Source organism: Methanooceanicella nereidis (assembly GCF_021023085.1).
Taxonomy (GTDB): Archaea; Halobacteriota; Methanocellia; order Methanocellales; family Methanocellaceae; genus Methanooceanicella; species Methanooceanicella nereidis.
Genome location: NZ_PGCK01000036.1, coordinates 1 through 656, shown reverse-complemented (window position 1 = coordinate 656; position 656 = coordinate 1). Strand labels below are relative to the sequence as shown.

1 pseudogene is annotated in these 656 nt (G+C 50.8%); it reads left to right on the top strand.

Annotation, left to right across the window (positions count from 1 at the left end):
- Positions 1–656: pseudogene (locus CUJ83_RS15580) on the top strand (disulfide reductase); the annotation flags it as partial.

Here is a 656-nt window from a genome sequence, read left to right as displayed (position 1 = left end):
ATTTGCCACCCGCAGGTAGTACCCTTGAAGTACACTATAGACTTCGATCACTGTGTGAAGTGTGAGCTTTGTGTTAAGAAGTGCGGTGATAAGGAAGCTATCAACCTCGACATGAAAGACGAGTTCGTCGAGATCAAGGTCGGTACCATTATCGTGGCGACAGGGTTTGATCTTTACGAGATCGAGAAGAAGGAGGAGTGGGGTTACGGTGTTTATGACAACGTTCTTACCGGTATTCACTTCGAGAGGCTTATCAACGCTGCTGGTCCGACCGGTGGCAAGCTGATCAGGCCGTCCGACGGTCAGAAGCCGCACAACGTGGGCTTTGTATTGTGCGCAGGTTCGAGGGATAAGGATGCGCAGGCGTACTGTTCCAGGGTATGCTGCATGTACTCGCTCAAGCACGCACACCAGATCATGGAAAAGATGCCTGGCGTTGTACCCTACCTGTTCTACATGGACATTCGTTCCTTCGGTAAGGCATACGAAGAGTTCTACTACAGGATACAGGAAGAGGGAGCCAAGTTCATCAGGGGCAGAGTATCCTACATAGAGGAGAACCCTGTCAACAAGAACCTGATCGTCCACGCAGAAGACACACTGCTCGGCGTACCCATAGAACTAGAGCTCGAAATGGTAATACTCGCATCCGCGAT